Here is a 14,199-nt window from a genome sequence, read left to right as displayed (position 1 = left end):
ATGGTGCGGGACTTCAAGTCCCGTGGTGTGCCGATCGACTGCGTGGGTTTCCAGTCGCACCTGGGCACCACGCTGGCGTCGGACTACCAGGCCAATCTGCAGCGTTTCGCCGACCTCGGCGTGGACGTCCAGATCACCGAGCTGGACGTGATGACCGGCGGCAACCAGGCCAACATCTTCGGCTCGGTCACCCGCGCGTGCATGAACGTCTCGCGCTGCACCGGCATCACAGTGTGGGGCGTACGTGACTGCGACTCGTGGCGTGGGTCGGACAACGCCCTGCTCTTCGACTGCAGCGGCAACAAGAAGGCCGCGTACACGAGCGTCCTGAACGCCCTCAACGCCGGCCCGGGCATCACCCCGTCGCCCACGACGACCACCACGCCGGACACGAGCCCGGCGCCCACCACGCCGCCGCCGACCACCCCGCCGCCCACGACGCCCCCGCCGGGCCCGGACGGTTGCACGGCGTCGGTGTCGCTGAACTCGTGGACCGGCGGTTTCGTGGCCAACGTGAAGGTCACCGCCGGCTCCGCCGGCACGAACGGGTGGAACGTCAGCATGACGTTGCCCAGTGGTGCCAGCGTCACCAACACCTGGAGTGCGACGGCAAGCGGCTCCACCGGCACTGTCCGGTTCACCAACGTCGACTACAACGGCCGGCTCGGCGCCGGCCAGGTCGCCGAGTTCGGCTTCCAGGGCACCGGCAGCGGGGCTGGGCTGACGCCCACCTGCACCGCCTCCTGACCGAGGATGCCTGACTGACCCGTGCACACCGGCCGGTGTGCGGGACCGAAACCTGGTCCCGCACACCGGCCGGCCGCGACTCACCAGCCGATCAGGAGTACGGCAGCCGCAGCACCGACTGGTTGCCCACTCCCAGCGTGCTGGGGTTGTTGCCGATCGCCGACCAGACCTCCACCCGGACCGTGCCGTTGCGCAGCGCACCCAAGGTGCCGGTGGCCGAGGCCAGGCCGGCGCTCTGGGTGTAGTGCTCGTAACCGGGCACCGGGTCGGTGGCGAAGTAGCGCATCGTCTCCACCCGTTCCCAACTGCCATCTCCGGTGAGGTCGTAGGAGATCCGCACCTGCACACCGTTGCCGACCGCCGTCCCGGCATCCACGAACAGGTCGAACGTGCTCTGCCCGCCGGAGTAGGCGAGGTTCAGGCCGGTAGCCGTGAAGACCTGCGGGTTGGTGGGCGTACCGTCGTGGTTTCCGTTGGCCGCCGCGACAGTCGTCGTGGCCGCACCACCGGCGCTGCCCAACCCACCCCCGGGTAGCAGGTAACGGGTGGGACTGCCGGTCGTGGGCGGCGGCGTGGTCGTGGGCGGCGCTGTGGTCGGCGGCGCCGTGGTCGGTGGGGCGGTGGTGGGTGGGGCGGTGGTCGGCGTCGAGCTCGGCGGTACGCCGCCGGACGCGTTGCCACCACTGAAGGTGTACGCCCCGGTGGTCGCCGTCCGGCCCGCCGCCACGGTGAGGCTGGTGCCGTTGGAGAACGTCACGGTGATCGGCGCGGCGGTCGGGTTCGCGGCCACGTAGGTGCGCGCCCCGTTACGCGAGAACACCGCCGACAGCGGGTGGTTGCCGGTGACCGTGGTGTCGACGGTGCCCAGCGCCGCGAGGTTGCGGATCCAGTGGAAGGTGTGCGCCCGACTCTCGCCCTCCTCCGGGGTGTAGCCCGGGTTCGCGCGCAGGTTCGCCAGCGCCGCATCGGGGTCGCCGAGGGCCTGGAACTGCCACAGAATGTCCTGCCACACCGTCGGTTGCCCGCCGTTGTTGCGGACCAGTTCGGCGTAGTTGGTCCGCACGTACGCCGGGTTGTTGCCCAGGTAGAGGTGTCCACCGGTGACCGGCAGCAGGTTGATGCCCTGGATCATCTCCGGCTCGGCGCTGAACCAGGTGGCGTACGCGCCGCCGTCGCCCCAGACCATGCCGACCGTGGAGTGCCCGAACGCGTCCGGGAAGTTCTGGTTGCTGGCGTCGAACCAGTATTCCTGGATGGCGGCGGCCTGCGTGGTGTAGAGGAAGACACCGGCGTCACGGACGGCGGCGTTCCCGGTGACCTGCCCCCACTGGATCAGGGCGTTGGCGAAGTTCATCCCCTCGGACGAGGACTCCTGGTTGTTGCCGGAGCCGAACGAGCCGTGCCCGGACGCCCAGTCGTGGCCGGCGTAGATGTCGAAGTCCCGCAGGTAGGGGAACCGGGTGTCGCCGCGCTGGTAGTTGTTGGCGTCGCGGATCAGCAGGTCCACCATCCCGCCGTAGCGGCTGGCGGTGGCCCACGTCGGGTCGAACTTGGCAAGCGTCGCGGCGGCGGCGATGAAGTAGCCGTAGTGGAAGTGGTGGTCGTTGAGTTCCTGGTCGGAGCCGTACGACGCCGGGTAGCCGATCAGGGTGCCCCAGTTGTTGTCGTAGTAGAAGATCCGGCTGGTCTTGCCGCTGGACGCGGTGAACCAGTCGGTGAGCGTGCTGCGGATGGCGTTGAGCGCGCTGTCGCGGGTGGTGGTGTCGTTGACCAGGTCGGCGATCTCGGCGATGCGGGCGGCCCGGCCGAGCCCCTTGCCGGTCCAGTAGGTGTCGTTGCCGCGCTGGTCCATCGGGTTGGCCCGGACGGCCGCCAGCTGGCTGGTGAGGGTGGCCAGATCGCTTCCGGTGCCGTCGCCGACAGGCGGCAACTCCGGCAGCACGCCCTGGAACTTCATCGCGGTACGGAACTGGTTGACGCCGGTGAGCACCTTCATCCGGCCGCGCGCCGACGGGTACGTCGGGGTGATGGCGGTGGACCCGCTCAGCGACTTCCACTGGTGCGGATAGAGGCTGACCACTGTCTGCGTGGCGGAGCCCTCCCGGGCCGTCGTGGTGAACGCGTACGTGGTGATCAGGCCGCTTGTCGCCGGGTTGTACGCGTACGACACCTGGGTGCCGGTCACGTGGGCGTGCGCGTACCGGCCGTAGGTAGCGGCCAGTTCGGCGCGCTCCGTCGCGCTTGACGTCGGCGGCAGCAGGGCGACCGAGAAGTAACCCCGGCCGGCGAGGGTGGACGAGATCCGGCTGCCGGCCACGGTCCAGGTGGCGCCGCTCGGCGCGTACCCGACGTAGTCGTGACCGTTGACCCGGAAGCCGATGGTGGCACCGTTGGCGGACCACACGTCGGGGGTGCCGGCGGTGCCGATCACCGCGTCCGCGCCGGTGGTCTGGAAGTACGCGAAGGGCAGCCCGTGACCGATGGTGGCGCGCATGGTGCGGGTGCCGTCACTCCAGTGTGGGCTGACCGTCCAGTCGGTCCAGCCGTCCACCTTGACCTGTGGTGCGCTGAGCCCGGCCAGGCCGACCCGGATGTCCTGCACGTAGGGGTAGTGGTACTCACCGACGCCGGTCGCGGTGCCGCTGATGGCGGGGGTGGAGTTGCCGGAGAAACCCAGGCCGTCGGTGAAGGTGTCGTACGAGATCGGGTGGGCGTGCAGCGGTTCGCTGAAGGAGCAGTCGGTGCGCTTCCACAGCAGGGAGGACCACCAGTCGTTCGTGGGTATCGGTCCGGCGGGCGCGTTGGCGGTGGCGAACTGTCGGGGGTTGCTGGACATCGCGCCGCAGCCACTGGGCAGCGGGCCGACCGGAGCTGTGGTGTAGCTGCCCGCGCCGACCGGTGCGGCCTCGGCCGCGCGGGTGACGGGGATCGCGAGACCGCCGACGACCAGGGCCAGCGCGGTCGCGGCGGCCAGGGCCCAGCGGCGGTGGGGGACGGGAGGTGTCATGGTGCCTCCATCGCGCGCCGGGGTGCGGCCGGTGCCGGGCCCGACGCGTTGCGTCTGAATTGGGGGAGAAGGTCAGGCGAGAGAGCGCTCTCACGGCAACGGTAGTGGAGTACCGAGATCCCCGTCAATGTGTCGAACCCGTTGCGTGCTGATGTCGCTAAGTGCCGGCGCCGACGTCCGTCGCGACGACCGGCGCACCACAGTCGTCCAGGTCGCCCAGCAGCGCCTCGGGTGCGCGCATCCGCCACGCGTCGGTCACGAGTTCACTGAGCCGATCGAGGTCGACGGCCGCCAGCCGCACCAGCACCAGGGGCAGCCCGTCGTAACCGGGCGTGGTGAAGAAGAGATCGGGCTCGCCGAGCAGGAGCGCCTGTTTCTCGGCCTCGTCGCCGACGAACAGCACGGCGATGTCGAGTCGGATCACCCGGGGCCTTCCGCTGACGCGTTCCGGGTAGGACCAGACGAAACCCTTGTCGGCCACCCGGAAGTCGAAACCGTCACTGGGGATCTCCACCGTGTGCGGCAGGGCCAGCGCCAGCCGGCGTACGTCATCGGCGTCAGCCACCAGAACCCCCCGCACCGCACCCCGTCCGCATCCGCCGAGATTACGCCGTGGTCAGCTCGATGGCGGTGGCGCCCACGATCGCCCGGTTGCCGTCCTGCTGGACATAACCGACCACCGCGGCGTTGCGCGGATCGAGATCGGGCGGTGTCACCAGCTGCACCTGGCCCCGCTCGGCGTCCAGGCCCACCGACGCGTAGGCGCGTACGACGTTGTCCTGCCGAAGCGTCCGTCCGGCGTTCTCGCCCCGGGCGATCTCACTGTCCAGGCCCCGCTCGACGATCGCCACGTTCAGCACGGCCCCCGCCGGCGGGTGTTCGACCCGGTAGTCGAGCCGCACCCGGTGGCCATCCGCGTCGGCCCTGGACAGCGTGAGTGGCGCGGTGGCGCTCGCCGACATGGCGGACATGATCGCGCCGGCCGCTCGCCGACGGTCGGAGCCGACGAACTCCACTGTGCCGTTGACGACCATCTGCGGGGTGTACAGACCCCCGGTGCCGAACGCGCGGGCGTACGCCTCCTGTCGCGCCGTGTACGCCGGGTCGGCGAACTGGTCGGGCCACCCCAGGTTGTCCCAGTAGTCGACGTGGAACCCGAGGGCGAAGACGTTCTGCCCCCGAACCCGCGCGTCGTGCTCGAGTTCGCTGAGCAACTCCTCAGCGGGTGGGCAGCTGTTGCAGCCCTGGGACGTGAACATCTCCACGACGGCGAAGCCGCCGTCGGTAGCTGGATTCGTCATGGTGGCGTCTCTCCTCCCACGGGCGCGGCGGCGTTGGGTTCCCGTTACCGCCGAGAGAATGCGCCAACGGCGCGGGCCCGCTGGCCTCGCGGTCAGCGTGGCCGGGGCGGGTGGTTGGATGGTCGGGTGGAGTTCACCGTGACAGACGCGCCAGAGCGGGAGCGGTTCGAGGCGCACGACGAGGCGGGTGTCGTCGCCGGTTTCGTCACCTACCAGCTGACCGGATCGATCATCGCCTACACCCACACCGAGGTCGATCCGGCGTTCGAGGGCCGGGGCGTCGGGTCGACGCTGGCGCGCGCGGTGATGGACGACGCGCGGGCCAGGAAGCGGACCGTCGTGCCGATCTGTCCGTTCCTCGCCGACTGGCTGGTGAAGCACCCGGAGTACGAGAGCATCGTGGTCCGGTCCACCCGCAAGATCAAGTAGGCGGGCCGGCCCCCGCCCTGTCCCGACGTCGCCGCGGCGAGCCGGTGCAGGCGCGTCGTGCTTGACTCCACCGGCGGGTACGCCGCCTGACCTCCGCCTTCACGTACCGTCGGGAGACCCCAACGATGACAGCCACCGCGTTCCGCGCCCTGCACCACGACCGCGCCGCGGGCGACCCACTCGTCCTACCCGGGCCCTGGGACGCGGCCAGCGCCCGGGTGTTCGCCGACGCCGGTTTCCCGGCGCTCGCGACCCCGAGTGCCGGGATCGCCGCGTCGCTCGGTTACGAAGATGGCGCGACGCCGCCGGACGAGATGTTCGCGGCAGTGGCACGGATCGTCCGGGCCGTCTCCGTTCCGGTGTCCGCCGACGTCGAGGGCGGTTACGGTCTCGCCCCCGCCGAGTTGGTCGCGCGGCTGCTGGAGGCCGGCGTCGTCGGCTGCAACCTCGAGGACTCGGAGGGGCACGCCACCCTCAAGGACCCGCAGCGGCACGCGGACTGGCTGGCCGAGGTGCGGGCGGAGGCGGGGGACGCGCTCGTCATCAACGCGCGCGTCGACACGTTCCTGGTCGGGACGGGTGACCCGGCCGACGCGGTGGACCGCGCCCGCCGGTACGTGGCGGCCGGAGCGGACTGCGTCTACCCGATCCTGGCGCCGCTGGAGGTGCTGCCGGTGCTGCGTGCGGGCATCGCGGGGCCGCTCAACATGGCCGCCGGCGCGGACCGCGAATCCGTGGCCGAGCTGGGTCGGCTGGGCGCGACCCGCATCACCTTCGGCCCGGGCCTGCAGCGCTACGCGATGGGGGCGATCGGCGACCTCGCGACGAGGCTGCGCGCCTGAGGCCGACCGGCGCGCCACCGCCGGCCAAACCCAGCCGCGCTGGCCGTCAGGCGTCGGCGCGGCGGGGCGGCGCGGCGGCCTCGGCCCTCAGGCGTCGGCGGGGCGGGTCGGCGCGGCGGTCAGGCGTCGGCGCGGGCGGCGAGGGCGTCCACCAGGCGGCGGGTGGAGCCGGCCAGGTTCCATCGGCCGGCCAGCTCGACCAGCAGGTCCGGATCGGCAGGCGCGGTGGGAAGCGCGGTGGGCAGCTCGGGCAGCGGCACGTCGAGTGCGACCCGGACCACCGTGGGCGCGACGGCCAGGTAGTCGCGGGCGGCGGCCAACTTGGCGCGCAGGCCTGGTGCGAAGGACGAGTCGGAGTCGTCGAGCGCGGCCAGGATGCCGGCGATGTCGCCGTAGCGTTCGATGAGCCGGGCGGCGGTCTTCTCGCCGACGCCCGCCACGCCGGGCAGCCCGTCGCTGGGGTCGCCGCGTAGCGCGGCGAAGTCGGCATACCGGTCGGCCGGCACCCCGTAGCGGGCCCGCACCGCGGCGTCGTCGCAGTCGTCGAGCTTGGCGACGCCGCGCCCCACGTAGAGCAGCCGGACCGGCCGGGAGTCGTCGATGAGCTGGAACAGGTCCCGGTCGCCGGAGACCACCTCGACCGGGCCCGGCTGGGTGACCGAGAGGGTGCCGAGCACGTCGTCGGCCTCGTAGCCGGTCGCGCCGACCGCGGTGATGCCGACCGCGGCAAGCACCTCCAGGATCATCGGCACCTGCGGGGAGAGGGTGTCCGGGACGATTTCGCCGCCCTGCGGGGCGACCCGGTGCGCCTTGTACGACGGCAACAGGTCGACCCGCCACGCCGGCCGCCAGTCGTAGTCGAGTGCGCAGACCATCCGGTCGGCGCCGCGCCCGCGGATCAGGGTGGCGAGCATGTCGAGGAAGCCGCGCACCGCGTTGACCGGGGTGCCGTCCGCGGTGCGGGCGGCGGACTCCGGGATGCCGAAGTAGGCCCGGAAGTAGAGGCTGGCTGCGTCGATCAGCAGGATCGGGGGTCGTTGTGCCACGCCGGACAGCCTGGCACAAGCCTGCGACGATCCGGGGTACGCCCGGCCGTCGGTGGGGTCAGCGCGGCTCGTCGTGCTGGTAGACGGTCGCCCGCCGGGCCAGGTGTTGCACGACGTAGCTGGTCACCAGCAGCACGATCGCGACAAGCACCTCGACCCAGGCCGCTACGCCGTCGGCCACGGTGACGCCGACGACCAGCAGGACCAGGCCGACCAGGGCGAGCACCCCCGCCCACAGTTGCCGCCGCCGGCGGACCGCCGCCCGGTCCTGCTCTGTCGTCCCCACCCGATCCTCCCGGCCGGGACGCCCGCGCGGCATCCCCGGATCCAGGCTATGGCCCCGCCCACCGTTCGAACCGGAAAACCACTGTGCCGGTGGTCGACCGGGCTGCCCCGTCGCGCCGGGGCAGCCAGGTTGGGCCGGCATCGGTACGCTCGTCGCTCGTACGACTCGGACGGGGGGCGACGGTGAGTGTGAGCGACGAGACCAGGGCCTGGTTCGGTCGCCTGGTGGCGGATACCCGTGAGCGGTTCGCGGGGCTGGCCGAGCTCGGCGACGAGCCCGAGCGGCTGTACGGCGAGGCGCGTTCCCCGGAGGGCGTCGTCGCGGTGGTGGCACCCGGAGGGATGCCGGTCCGGCTCACGCTGAGCGCCACCGCGTTGCGGTTGGGGCCGGAGGAGTTGGCCGAGCGCATCGTGGCGACCCAGCGGGAGGCCGCGGCCGAGGCCGGGCGGCGGCAGGCCGAGGCGGTCCAGGAGCTTGTCGGCCCGGCCACCGGCGGCGCGGTCGACGTGCGGTCGATGGTCGACCGGGCGCTCGACCAGGGCCGGTTCCGGGAGGCCGAGGAGCGGCTCGACTCCGCCGACGAGCAGTTCGGCCGGCCCCGGTGAGCGGCGAGGGTTTCACCGTCCAGCCGGCGGCGCTGCGCGCGGCGGCCACTGGTCAGGAGGCCGCGGCCGGGACTGCCGAGTCGACCGCCCGTGCGGTCGAGTCGGCCACCGCCCAGGGCAACCTCTTCGGTGTGATCGGGCAGATGGCCGGCCTCGATGCGGGTTACCGCGGCTGGGTGGCCGACGAGGTGACCTCGCTGCAGGCGCTCGTCGAGCACCTGCACGACCTGGCCGACGGGTTGCGCGGCAACGCCGAGGCGTACGAGCACACCGACTCGGGCAACGCCGACCACCTGGCCAGCCAGTACCGGGAGGGATCGTGACCCAGCCGGACGCCGTCGACGTCGCCAAGGGCTACCAGCAGGCCCGGGACACCTGGAACCAGGTCACCAGCCCCGCTTCCGAGGCGCTCAACACCGGACTGGACACGCTGCTCTATCCGTTCGTCTGGCCGCTGCTGCAGCTACTGGAGCTGTGCGTCGGCGATCCCGACCAGCTCGACGCGCACGCGGGTGCGTGGCGCACCGCCGCCACCCAGCTGCGGCAGGTCGCCGAGCAGGAGCGGCAGGGCCTGGAGGCGCTGCGTCCGGAGTGGACCGGTCAGGCCGCCGACGCGTACGCCCGGCGGATCACCGCGCTGGTGCAGGGGCTGGAGACGGCGGCCGGGGAGATGGCCCGGACCGCTGACAGCCTCGGCGACACCGCCATGGACCTGCGCGACTGCGAGGAGATCATCCGGACCATCATCCGGGAGCTGGTCGAGTGGCTGGTGATCACCTGGCTGGCCGCCCAGGCACTGGCGATCATCACCGCCGGTGCGTCCGAGGCGGCCGCCGCTGTCGCCTCGGCGGCCGAGACCGGTGTCGCGGTCAGCCGGGCCACCCGGATCATGGCGCAGCTGCACCGGGCACTGGAGGCGTACAAGGCCATGATGGAGGCCCTCAAGGCGATGGGCACCGTCGGGAAGATCGCCGCCTGGACCATCAACAAGCTGTACGGCCCGAAGCACTGGCTCAAGGTGGGCATCAAGCTCGCCACTCCGTTGGACGGGTCGATCGTCGGCGAGGGGTTGGAGTCGGTCGGTGACATGGTCATCAACTCCTCGGCGGACGAGTACGAGGATCAGCGCCGCGGTGACGACGGTGACGGCAGCCGCTGGCGGCGTACGGTGAGCTCCTGGACGGACCCGGCAGCCGACCGGGTGCCGTGACACGGGGAGGGTCGATGGACGAGCAGGCAGCACGCCGGGCGGAGCTGCTCGGTCAGGTGGCGGCCGTGTTGGCCCCGGGTGAGGCCCTGCGGGAGGCGTGCTGGTTCACCCGCGTCCCGGGCCGCCGTACGGCGGGCGAGGTGCTGCGTGCCGAGTTGAACCCGCTGCGGGTGGCCGAGGGGCTGGCCTGGGACGCCGCCGGGGTGACCGCCTCCACCGGGCCGGGGGTCCAGTGGTATCAGGCGGCCCGCAACGGGGTGCTCGGCGGTCCGCCGGGTTCGGTCGGGGTCGGGCTGGACGAGCTGCTCCCCGAGCCCAGGATCGCCCAGGTGCTGGCCCTGACGGATCGGCGGGTGCTGGTGCTCCGCCGACAGAGCACCCGACCGGCCAGCGCGCCGCCGCCCGCCGGCGGTGGCCTCCGCGACCGCCTGTCGGCGGCGGCCCGGCAGGTGCGGGCGGCCTGGGACGGGCCGGGCGCGGCGGGCCGCGACGTGCCACTTGAGGTGGCCTGGCAGGTGGGCGTGGAGTCGTTGGTTCGCCTCGACGCGCTGCCCGGTGGCACCATCGGGCGTCTCGCCCTGCTCTTCGCCGACGGTTCCTGGATCGTGCTCGGTCCGCCGGACGCCGAGACCGCGCTGCGGATGGCGTCCTCGCGCGCCAGGTGATCCCCAGGGGGTGCCGTCACCGCCGCCCGGCGCGGAGGCGTGCAGGACGGTGAGCACAGTGGCCCGCCAGCACGCGCAGGTCCCCGGCTGACGCTGGACGTCGACCGGGGACCGCGCGGGCCGTTCGCTCAGGCGGGCAGCGTCCAGCGCTGGTTGGCCCCGGCGAAGCAGTCCCAGATCTGCAGCCGGGTGCCGTCGGCGGAGCTGTTGTCCGTGGCGTCCAGGCACTTGTTCGACTGCGGGTTGCGCAACGTGCCGTTGGACTGCGCCTGCCACACCTGCGCGCCGCTGCCGTTGCACTCCCAGAGCTGGACCTTCGCGCCGTTGGCGGTGGACCCGCTGGCGATGTCGGCGCACTTGCCGAGGGCGCGCAGCGTGCTGTCACCGGCGACCGTCCAGGTCTGCGCGGCGGTGCCGTTGCAGCCGTAGAGCTGGATGGCCGCGCCGTTGGCGGTGCTGGCCGCCGCCACGTCGACGCACTTGCCGCCGATGCCGGTGATCCGGCCGGTCCGCCCGGTCGGCGGCGGGGTGGTGCCGCCCATGATGGTGTCGTACATGGCGCTGAGCAGTGAGGTGGAGCCGCTGGTGTCCTGGCTCAGCTCCCAGTTCATCACGCCGCCGGCGTTGGCCAACGCCCACTGCGTCTTGCGCTTGACCGTCGGGATGCCGTTCCAGCACTGCTGCGACCCGCCGATGGTGGCGCAGTCCCGGTTGGCGTTGGCCGGGTCCAGGCCGACGAGGTACGAGTAGTTGTAGTAGACCGGCCGGCTGTAGAACGGGATGCCGAGTACCGCCTTGCTGGCCGGCAGGCCGCGCGCCTTCCACAGGTTGATGCTGTTGATCGACCAGTCGTAGTTGGCGTGCGGGCTGCCGCCGTCGTACGCCATGATGTTGAGCCAGTCGACCTGGTTGAACACGGCCGGCTGGATGCCGTCGACGGAGTAGCCCTCGGAGACCACGGCGGCGGTGAGCAGCTTGCCGCGACTGTGCATGGCGCTGCCGAGCTGCGTCATCAGCGCCGTGTAGTTGTTGGCCGAGGCGCCCGGGTCGGGATATTCCCAGTCCATGTCGACGCCGTCGAGGTTGTACTGGTTGACGAGGTTGACCAGGTTGTTGACGAAGCTGGTGCGGCTGGTGGAGTTGCCGGCGAGTGCCTCGAAGGCCGAGTCGTTGCCGTCGTTCCAGCCGCCGACCGCGATGGAGACCTTCACGTTGCTGGCGTGTGCCCGCGAGACCAGCGAGGAGAGCCGGCCGCCATCCACGCCCTGGAGGCTGCCGTTGCTGTTCGGCAGGACGAAGGCGTAGTTGATGTGGGTGAGTTTGTTGTACTGGATGGTGTTGATGTCGCCGGCCCAGGAGGGCAGGTAGCCGACACTCTTGAAGTTGTTCGGCAGCACCACGGCCTGTGCGGCGGTGGCGGTGACGGTGAGGGTGGCGCCGGCGGTGGCCAGCGCGAGGAGGCCGGCGGCGAGGGCGCGGCGCAGGGGTGAGGACATCGGGGGCCTTCCCGTGGCGGGGGACGACACCCGCCCACGCGGGTTGTCGCGGGCGGGCGGTGCGGGACGCAGGAACGGGTGGGCCTCGAGGCAGCCAAATCTTAAAGAGTGTTAACTGTCCGCGTCAATCAACATCTGTGGATTTACCAGGCACCGGCACCAATATGGGGGTTTACCCAAACGACCGTTAAGCTGATGGTGTGGGACTCGACGAGCTGTACCCGCCGGATCGGCTGATCGCCGCGCAGCGCGCCACCGCCGCTGCCGGGCTGGATGCCCTGCTGCTCACCCCCGGTTCCGACCTGCGGTACCTGACCGGATACGACGCTCACGCGGGGGAACGGCTGACCTGCCTGGTGCTGCCCGCCGAGGGCGAGCCGACCCTGATCGTGCCCAGGTTGGAACGCCCGGCGGCGGAGGCGGCACCGTCCACCGGCGTCCGCATCGTCGACCACGCCGACGGCACCGACCCGTACCCCCTCGTCGTCGCCGCCCTCGACGGCCCGCCGGCGGCGGTGGGGCTGGCCGACCGGATGTGGGCCGAGCAGGTCCTCGCGTTGCGCGCCGCCCTGCCCGGCGCCGCGCAACGCCTCGCCGGCAAGGTGTTGGGCGAGCTGCGGGTACGCAAATCCCCGGCGGAGGTGGCGGCGCTCGCCGAGGCCGGCGCGGCGATCGACGAGGTGCACCTGCGGATGGGGCAGTGGCTGCGACCGGGGCGCACCGAGGCCGAGGTCGGCACCGACGTCGCCGCGGCGATCCGGGCCGCCGGACACGTCCGGGTCGACTTCGTCATCGTGGCGGCCGGACCGAACGGCGCCAGCCCGCACCACTTGACCTCGGACCGGCCGATCGGCGTCGGTGAGCCCGTGGTGGTCGACATCGGCGGCACGATGCCCTCGGGATACCGCTCGGACTGCACCCGCACCTATGTGGTGGGTGGGCCGGCGCCGGCGGACTTCCTGGACTACTACGCGGTGCTGCACGACGCCCAGCGCGCCGCGGTAGCCGCGGTGCGGCCCGGGGTCACCGGGGCGGCGGCCGACGCCGCAGCCCGCGATCTGATCGCCGCCGCCGGCTACGGCGCGGCGTTCCTGCACCGCACCGGCCACGGCATCGGCCTCGACGGTCACGAGGAGCCCTACCTGGTGGCCGGCAACGACCGCCCGCTGGAGGCCGGGATGGCGTTCTCCATCGAGCCGGGCGTCTACCTGGCGGGCCGGCACGGCGCCCGTATCGAGGACATCGTCGTCTGCACCACAGACGGCGTGCAACGGCTCAACACCACCCCCACGGAGCTCATCGCGCTATGACTGTCGACCGGATCCTCCCCACCGACGAGGCCCACGACCTGCTGGATCTCGCCACCGAGCTCGCCGACCGTGAGCTCGCGCCGAAGGCCGCCGTCTTCGAGGAGCGCGCCGAGTTCCCCCGCGAGGTGCTGCGTACCCTCGGTCGCGCCGGCCTGCTGGGCCTGCCCTACCCCGAGGAGTACGGCGGCGCGGCCCAGCCGTACGAGGTGTACCTACAGGTGCTGGAGATCCTGGCCAGCCGCTGGCTCGCGGTCGCCGAGGCGGTGAGCGTGCACACCCTGTCCTGTTACCCGGTGTTCGCGTTCGGCAGCGACGATCAGCGCAAGCTGCTGCCGGACATGATCGGCGGCGAACTGCTCGGCGCGTACTGCCTCTCCGAGCCGCAGGGTGGCTCGGACGCGGCGGCGCTGAGCACCCGGGCGGTACGGGACGGGGACGCGTACTCGGTGTCCGGCACCAAGGCGTGGATCACCCACGCGGGGACCGCCGACTTCTACAACATCTTCTGCCGCACCGGAGGGCCCGGACCGAAGGGGATCTCCTGCCTGCTCGCCGATGCGGGCACTGTCGGCATCAACCCGCAGGCGGCCGAGCGGACGATGGGGCTGCGTGCCTCGCCGGTGGCGCAGATCGCCTTCGACGAGGCGCGGGTGCCGGTGGACCGGCTGATCGGTGCCGAGGGCGCCGGCTTCGGTATCGCCATGTCGGCACTGGACTCCGGTCGCCTGGGCATCGCGGCCTGCGCGGTCGGGCTGGCCCAGGCGGCCCTGGACTACGCGGTCTCCTACGCCCGGGAGCGGCAGCAGTTCGGCCGGTCCATCATCGACTTCCAGGGGCTCGGCTTCATCCTCGCGGACGCGGCCACCCAGATCTCCGCCGCCCGCGCGTTGACCCTCGCCGCGGCCCGGCTGCGCGACGCCGGCCGCCCGTACGCGATCGAGGCGGCCAAGGCGAAGCTCTTCGCCACCGACGTGGCGATGCGGGTGACCACCGACGCGGTGCAGGTGCTCGGCGGGGCCGGCTACGTGGCCGATCATCCGGTGGAGCGGTACATGCGCGAGGCCAAGGTGTTGCAGATCGTGGAGGGCACCAACCAGATCCAGCGAATGGTGATCTCCCGGGCCCTGGCGAAGGGCTGAGCAGGCCGAGCGGTGGTGCCGGGGCGGTCGCGGTGGGCCCAGACCGACCACCTCGACGGGGTGCTGTTCCTGGACCGGCTTGACCAGGAGGGGCGCAAGGAGGCCATGAAGGCGAT

General features: G+C 72.0%; 15 protein-coding genes and 1 pseudogene. 10 read left to right on the top strand and 6 right to left on the bottom strand.

Annotated elements, in window-relative coordinates; genetic code table 11:
- Positions 1–747, top strand: a 747-nt coding sequence (locus tag AB0B86_RS23735; RefSeq protein WP_357419835.1) for an endo-1,4-beta-xylanase, incomplete at its 5' end; no start/stop codon positions are given.
- A gap of 91 nt (positions 748–838) precedes the next feature.
- On the opposite strand, the gene AB0B86_RS23730 is transcribed toward AB0B86_RS23735, so the two are convergent.
- From AB0B86_RS23730 to AB0B86_RS23720, 3 genes are all read right to left on the bottom strand, one after another.
- On the bottom strand, positions 839–3,754 hold the full coding sequence (locus tag AB0B86_RS23730; RefSeq protein WP_357419834.1) for a glycosyl hydrolase: 2,916 nt from the start codon (positions 3,752–3,754) through the stop codon (positions 839–841).
- A gap of 157 nt (positions 3,755–3,911) precedes the next feature.
- Positions 3,912–4,319: a hypothetical protein gene (locus AB0B86_RS23725; RefSeq protein ID WP_357405666.1), complete on the bottom strand. Its 408-nt coding sequence runs from the start codon at positions 4,317–4,319 to the stop codon at positions 3,912–3,914.
- Positions 4,320–4,359: 40 nt separating this feature from the next.
- Positions 4,360–5,055: a DUF1223 domain-containing protein gene (locus AB0B86_RS23720; protein ID WP_357419833.1), complete on the bottom strand. Its 696-nt coding sequence runs from the start codon at positions 5,053–5,055 to the stop codon at positions 4,360–4,362.
- Positions 5,056–5,193: 138 nt separating this feature from the next.
- Between AB0B86_RS23720 and AB0B86_RS23715 the strand changes: the two genes are divergently transcribed.
- Together AB0B86_RS23715 and AB0B86_RS23710 are read left to right on the top strand one after the other, a co-directional pair.
- A complete protein-coding gene (locus tag AB0B86_RS23715) occupies positions 5,194–5,484 on the top strand; it encodes a GNAT family N-acetyltransferase (protein WP_357405662.1) in 291 nt (96 codons plus the stop codon).
- 125 nt (positions 5,485–5,609) lie between these two features.
- Complete coding sequence (locus tag AB0B86_RS23710; RefSeq protein WP_357405660.1) at positions 5,610–6,326, top strand: isocitrate lyase/phosphoenolpyruvate mutase family protein; 717 nt, start codon at positions 5,610–5,612, stop codon at positions 6,324–6,326.
- A 119-nt stretch (positions 6,327–6,445) separates the two neighbouring features.
- Here AB0B86_RS23710 and AB0B86_RS23705 read toward each other — a convergent pair whose 3' ends face one another.
- On the bottom strand, positions 6,446–7,372 hold the full coding sequence (locus AB0B86_RS23705) for a 5'-3' exonuclease (protein ID WP_357405659.1): 927 nt from the start codon (positions 7,370–7,372) through the stop codon (positions 6,446–6,448).
- A gap of 58 nt (positions 7,373–7,430) precedes the next feature.
- Complete coding sequence (locus AB0B86_RS23700; RefSeq protein ID WP_357405658.1) at positions 7,431–7,658, bottom strand: hypothetical protein; 228 nt, start codon at positions 7,656–7,658, stop codon at positions 7,431–7,433.
- 182 nt (positions 7,659–7,840) lie between these two features.
- Between AB0B86_RS23700 and AB0B86_RS23695 the strand changes: the two genes are divergently transcribed.
- The 4 genes from AB0B86_RS23695 to AB0B86_RS23680 are packed head-to-tail and all read left to right on the top strand — an operon-like array spanning position 7,841 to position 10,138.
- The gene (locus tag AB0B86_RS23695) at positions 7,841–8,263 is read left to right on the top strand and encodes a hypothetical protein (protein ID WP_357419832.1); all 423 of its coding nucleotides are present in this window, start codon (positions 7,841–7,843) and stop codon (positions 8,261–8,263) included.
- Positions 8,260–8,586 (top strand): type VII secretion target, encoded by a 327-nt coding sequence (locus AB0B86_RS23690; RefSeq protein ID WP_357419831.1) that lies wholly within the window; start codon positions 8,260–8,262, stop codon positions 8,584–8,586. Before AB0B86_RS23695 ends, AB0B86_RS23690 begins: the two co-directional genes overlap by 4 nt.
- The gene (locus tag AB0B86_RS23685) at positions 8,583–9,473 is read left to right on the top strand and encodes a WXG100 family type VII secretion target (RefSeq protein ID WP_357405652.1); all 891 of its coding nucleotides are present in this window, start codon (positions 8,583–8,585) and stop codon (positions 9,471–9,473) included. Before AB0B86_RS23690 ends, AB0B86_RS23685 begins: the two co-directional genes overlap by 4 nt.
- A gap of 14 nt (positions 9,474–9,487) precedes the next feature.
- Complete coding sequence (locus AB0B86_RS23680; protein WP_357405650.1) at positions 9,488–10,138, top strand: hypothetical protein; 651 nt, start codon at positions 9,488–9,490, stop codon at positions 10,136–10,138.
- A 128-nt stretch (positions 10,139–10,266) separates the two neighbouring features.
- On the opposite strand, the gene AB0B86_RS23675 is transcribed toward AB0B86_RS23680, so the two are convergent.
- Complete coding sequence (locus AB0B86_RS23675) at positions 10,267–11,634, bottom strand: glycosyl hydrolase family 18 protein (protein WP_357405648.1); 1,368 nt, start codon at positions 11,632–11,634, stop codon at positions 10,267–10,269.
- Positions 11,635–11,834: 200 nt separating this feature from the next.
- On the opposite strand from AB0B86_RS23675, the gene AB0B86_RS23670 reads away from it, so the two are divergent.
- The 3 genes and pseudogenes from AB0B86_RS23670 to AB0B86_RS23660 form a co-directional block, all read left to right on the top strand.
- A complete protein-coding gene (locus tag AB0B86_RS23670; RefSeq protein ID WP_357405645.1) occupies positions 11,835–12,944 on the top strand; it encodes a Xaa-Pro peptidase family protein in 1,110 nt (369 codons plus the stop codon).
- Complete coding sequence (locus tag AB0B86_RS23665) at positions 12,941–14,083, top strand: acyl-CoA dehydrogenase family protein (protein WP_357405643.1); 1,143 nt, start codon at positions 12,941–12,943, stop codon at positions 14,081–14,083. Before AB0B86_RS23670 ends, AB0B86_RS23665 begins: the two co-directional genes overlap by 4 nt.
- A 39-nt stretch (positions 14,084–14,122) precedes the next feature.
- Positions 14,123–14,199, top strand: a pseudogene (locus tag AB0B86_RS23660) (peptide deformylase); the annotation flags it as partial.

The organism is Micromonospora sp. NPDC049047 (assembly GCF_040649135.1).
Lineage (GTDB): Bacteria > Actinomycetota > Actinomycetes > Mycobacteriales > Micromonosporaceae > Micromonospora.
Note: the sequence above shows the minus strand (reverse complement) of the source record. Positions and strands in the feature narration are given on the sequence as shown.